The sequence below is a fragment of the Chamaesiphon sp. OTE_20_metabat_361 genome, from assembly GCF_031364565.1.
The window spans coordinates 1-4563 of record NZ_JANLWO010000168.1 but is presented as its reverse complement, the minus strand read 5'-3'; the positions used below and the strand labels follow the sequence as shown (position 1 = coordinate 4563).

The window sequence follows — 4563 nt, the reverse complement described above, 5'->3', positions numbered from 1 at the left end:
ATAACAAAGATTTTAAACCCCTGGAATTTTACAATTAAAATGCTCAAAAATTCAAGATTGAACATTCTGCTAGTCGAAGACGACGAAGTAGATGTGATGACCGTACAGAGAGCTTTCAAACAAAGTAAAATTACTAATCCTTTGTATATCGCTGGCAATGGCAGTGAGGCTTTGGCGATGTTACGTGGCAAAACTGGAGAACCTGCTCTTATTCCGTCCGATCGGCGACTTGTCCTGCTAGACCTAAATATGCCAGCGATGAATGGCTTAGATTTTTTGAGACAGTTAAGATCTGATGCAGAGATCGGACGTATTCCAGTAATTATCATTACCACGTCTGACGAAAAGAAATATTTAACAGATGCTTACGAATTAAATGTCTCTGGCTATCTGAAAAAGCCATCTACTTATGACAAGTTTGTCGAACTAATAGTAGTACTTAATGACTACTGGACGGCATGTGAGATGAACTAGCTTTTAATAATTAATAATTAATAATTAACTTCAGTTATACAGTAGTGGCGTGACCGGACTAAAACTGTGGGTAAAACGATCGTCAAAGTATTGTTAATTACTACTTTAATGTCTTAAATGCCCACTGTTTTAGTCCGGTCGTCCCAGTAGGGTGGGCCGTGCCCACCAACTAGGTTTCAGGCATAATTCATTTTATAAATAATTGCGCCTACCTACTTATATCGTCGGTAGACCTACGAAATCTCGAATTACCTTGCTGATGCCATGAGTCATCCGGGAAAGCTGCTCAAAGTCAATTTTGGCGATTGTGTCGCGATCGATTCGATCCGGCGGATACTCCAAAAGCGCGGTATCTGCGATCGTTACAGCTTGATAACCTTGTTGCCAAAACGATCGACTATCCGACCCGATGCCCCGAATCAAACCGGGCAAAGCTAAGCCTTCGGAGGGAAATTGAGCTTGAGCGCGAAAGGATCGGATCGTGTTGCGCAGTAATTCCCGCGAGTCGATATTGCTGACAAAACCGATAACATTGCCTCGATCGAAACCTAAAAAGTTGAGTGGCGGTGGATATTTTTGGGGCTGAGCGGTATCGGTAGCATACCCTAATGTTTGTAGACCGAACATCCCCACGATCTTGTCGCCGCGTTGTTTAGCAGCTTGGGCATAAACCAAACTGCCCATGTTTTTAGTCCCGAAAAAGGGCGGTTGTTCGTTGGTAAATTCGACAAATCTCAATGTCCGCAGCGGCTTGGTTCCGACAAATTCCCGAGCGAGAGCGAGGACTGCCGCTGCGCTAGTAGCGTTATCGTTGGCATCGGAACTGGTGAGGGCACTATCGTAGTGTCCGCCAATTACTAAGATTTCGTCAGCACGACTACTACCGGGGATTTCGACTTCGAGGTTGCTATAGCTTTTACCTGCTACGGTATACTCCTGCTCGCAAACTGTATATCCAGCTTGTGCTAGTTCGGTATTCAGGAAGTCTTTTGCTGCAACTAGGTTTTGATAGTTATCGACATTCCGCCGTCCGATCTTGACGGCTAAGGTCTGCACATCGCTGGTGAGTCGATCTTTGAGTTGGATCTCGGTCGCTGTTAGTGGTGGTAATGCTTGACGATAACTCACTCCTGGCATCCAGACCATTAACGACCATCCAAAGATGAGGATAGCGGCAATAATGATGATGAGAATGGCTAGTCTTTTGAAGGACGTAGAATCGATTAGTTTGAAATTCACAGTTCTCGCAGGTACAAGACAGCACATACCTATCCAGACATTATAATATCATCGATCGCGTTTTTTGAAGATTTTGCCATCCATCTCCTCCCATCTCCCATCTCCCATCTCCCCACCTATTTTAATAACCGTTCGATGCGATTGAATTCTCGATTGACAGCTTGCCAACGTTGTTGGTTGTGAGGATCGATGCGGAGTGATTCTTTCAGATATGTGCGGGCTAGCACGAGTTGCGCTCGGCGATTGATGAGATCTTGAGCGTATTTGAAGTACATTTCGGATTGCTTTTTCGATATTTCTGCACAGTTAGGCACAACTTTAGCCAACATGTCCACGATCGAGACTGCTTTGACAAAATTTTCTTGACGGACTAACTTATCAAGGTTTTCAAAAACTTCTTTTTTTAGCTCCAAGTCTTGAGGCGACAGCGACGAATCGACTACTCGATCGACGCGCACATCGCTGTGAGCGGCTGGTGCTGGATCGACAGGCTCGGGGCGATCGATCTGGGCATGTGTTGCTAAAAGTACCTGATATGCTTGATTGAGAGTGTTAAATCGATCGCGTGCAGTTGGATCGTCAGGATTGAGATCTGGGTGAATTTTTTTAGCCATCTGACGATAGACTGCTTTAATGCGCTCGATCGAGGCTGAGGAGTTCAATCCAAATAATTCGTAAGATTTTTCGACACTAATATTATTACTAAGCATTCCGAATCGCACTCTATCTCACTCCAATTATATCCGAGCGGATATACGTCCTGCCTCAGTGGATTCACTACTCAGAGCATTGCTAGAGATTGGTTTCATCATAGACACTCATCCCAATTTCCCAGGCTTGAGTGAGTAGTGTGCCATATTCTACTAATTGTGGTTGGCTGGCTAAATTTTGGAGATCGATAAGATTGTGAGAGATTCCTAGCATTAGTTCCGATGAATTGGGCTGTTGGCACAATCGCTCGGAATGTGACTCTATTTGGAGTGCTATGAGTAAATTGTGACGAGTTTTTGCCAGAATTTCTAAGATACTGGCTGGTACTCGATTCTCATTCTGAGAGGCTACGCCAACGGGGCAGTTGTTGACAATTCTAGCCAGTGTTTCTAGTGTATCAATTTCCATCACAATTTGATTGTAATGCTCGATTTGTTCGATAAGTTTTAGCAGTTTATGTAATTGTTTGCCACGTCGATACATCCACCGATTAGCACCGATTAAAATCATCGCTGTTATCGCTCCGTCGATCCAGACTAGGTTGACTACTCGTGCTTGCTGAGACGGTGGCGGGCAATAAATAGCTAATACTCGATCGATCGGCAGCATTAATGCCGTAAAGCTGATACTAATGGCGATAACTTGCAGCAATAATACCTGAATGATTTTGTGTGGTTTTTGCCACACATCTTTTCGCCATGCAAAACCGATTGTCAGCGAACCGATCTCTTGTTGACCGATCGATTCTACAGTCGATCGCGAAATAATTAATTTAGTAATTTCATCCACAATATATCTACTCTTTAGTTATCGATCTACGATTGAAATATTTTAATAATATCGTCGATAGTTTCTGCTTAAACAAGAATACCGAAAATGCACAAAGCAAATTCCACCCTGAAAACCCAATTATTAATTAATAATTATTAATTAATAATTAACTTACCATCCTATTTGGTGTAACGATTGCCAGACTGCCGTAAAGAAGCTACCTTCGCGCGGGCGAAAGATTTCAAAAGTGCCCCCAGTTCCAAAAAATGGTCTGAGTGTCCAGCCTAATTGAGTGCCGACAAATCCATATAACCCTAACCAGAATTTGAGAATATTTTTCCGGATCTTAACATTTCCAGATTGTTCTTCTAATGCTGTTGGTTTCATCGTTCGATACAAAAAGGACACGCCCAAGATGCCAGTAAGCGCAAAAATGGCTACGTTTAATAATAGAAAAAACAATTTGTCATTAATAGTCAACAAAAAGAATAAAGTAACTGGTGCAAATCCACACAGCAAAACAGAAATAACTGTAATTGCCGATAACAAGTAAGCCCAATGTTGCCGAATCGTACTGCGAGATCCAAAGAAGGCATTGAAAATGTAGAGTGTGGGCAAGCAAACAATTAGTGTAATCAGATATAAAGCTGGTAACTTAACTGCTGAAGAAAGAATCTGAATCGGTATCGCACTATTGGTCGCCCCAATAATTGCACCATAAATCGCAAAGCAACTAAAGCTAGTAAATAGGAGCGAGAAAATTTTACTATTGAGCTTCTCACTGTTGTGAATCTCATCGATGAAACTAAATCGATCTTTGAGTAAATAAACTAGAGTATTAGTATTTTCCATAATCTGTGACTATTCCGTGTGATTCGATCGATGTTGCTGAAATTCCGGTATTCTTAGTCTAAGCCAGTCTCTACCAGGATTTGGGCGGAAAAAATCGGCACTTAAAGTCGGAAAAAGTGGGATGATGATACTCTAGAAACGGCTACGGCACATTCGATCGCATCTATCGACGATCGAGCCACTAATGAAGGTTTGAGCAGAGTTATCTCGACATCGGCAGTCGCCAAGGATTGCCCGAGCGAAGCTCTAACCGCTCGACTAGGCTCTACTGAGCTGCGATCGCCAAATCGTCAGCTCGATCGCAAAAATTTTGGGCAATCGGGTTTCGCACCGATCTCCGATCGTGCTATGATAGAGTGCTGGCATGTGGAGAGGTGGCAGAGTGGTCGAATGCGTCCGACTTGAAATCGGATGAGGTGAAAGCTTCCGTGAGTTCGAATCTCACCCTCTCCGTTACAGTAATTAAAGACTAGTGTGACTTAACCCATAACTTTGCCGCAACGGCAAGCTTATGCT

The 4563-nt window shown here is 43.1% G+C and carries 6 protein-coding genes and 1 tRNA gene; 3 read left to right on the top strand and 4 right to left on the bottom strand.

Features of this window, described 5'->3' with window-relative positions; translation table 11 throughout:
- The first annotated feature begins 39 nt into the window (after positions 1-39).
- Complete coding sequence (locus RMO35_RS04675; RefSeq protein WP_310412420.1) at positions 40-474, top strand: response regulator; 435 nt, start codon at positions 40-42, stop codon at positions 472-474.
- 216 nt (positions 475-690) lie between these two features.
- On the opposite strand, the gene RMO35_RS04670 is transcribed toward RMO35_RS04675, so the two are convergent.
- The 4 genes from RMO35_RS04670 to RMO35_RS04655 form a co-directional block, all read right to left on the bottom strand.
- Positions 691-1713, bottom strand: a complete 1023-nt coding sequence (locus tag RMO35_RS04670) for a M28 family peptidase (RefSeq protein ID WP_309738905.1) — start codon at positions 1711-1713, stop codon at positions 691-693.
- A 116-nt stretch (positions 1714-1829) separates the two neighbouring features.
- A complete protein-coding gene (locus RMO35_RS04665) occupies positions 1830-2423 on the bottom strand; it encodes a J domain-containing protein (protein ID WP_309738903.1) in 594 nt (197 codons plus the stop codon).
- 82 nt (positions 2424-2505) lie between these two features.
- Positions 2506-3213 (bottom strand): hypothetical protein, encoded by a 708-nt coding sequence (locus RMO35_RS04660; RefSeq protein WP_309738902.1) that lies wholly within the window; start codon positions 3211-3213, stop codon positions 2506-2508.
- A 153-nt stretch (positions 3214-3366) separates the two neighbouring features.
- Complete coding sequence (locus RMO35_RS04655; protein WP_309738901.1) at positions 3367-4047, bottom strand: hypothetical protein; 681 nt, start codon at positions 4045-4047, stop codon at positions 3367-3369.
- A 192-nt stretch (positions 4048-4239) separates the two neighbouring features.
- Between RMO35_RS04655 and RMO35_RS04650 the strand changes: the two genes are divergently transcribed.
- Together RMO35_RS04650 and RMO35_RS04645 are read left to right on the top strand one after the other, a co-directional pair.
- Positions 4240-4452 (top strand): hypothetical protein, encoded by a 213-nt coding sequence (locus RMO35_RS04650; protein WP_309738900.1) that lies wholly within the window; start codon positions 4240-4242, stop codon positions 4450-4452.
- A tRNA-Ser gene (locus tag RMO35_RS04645) sits at positions 4416-4500 on the top strand. The genes RMO35_RS04650 and RMO35_RS04645 overlap by 37 nt, the downstream gene beginning before the upstream one ends.
- Positions 4501-4563: the final 63 nt, after the last annotated feature.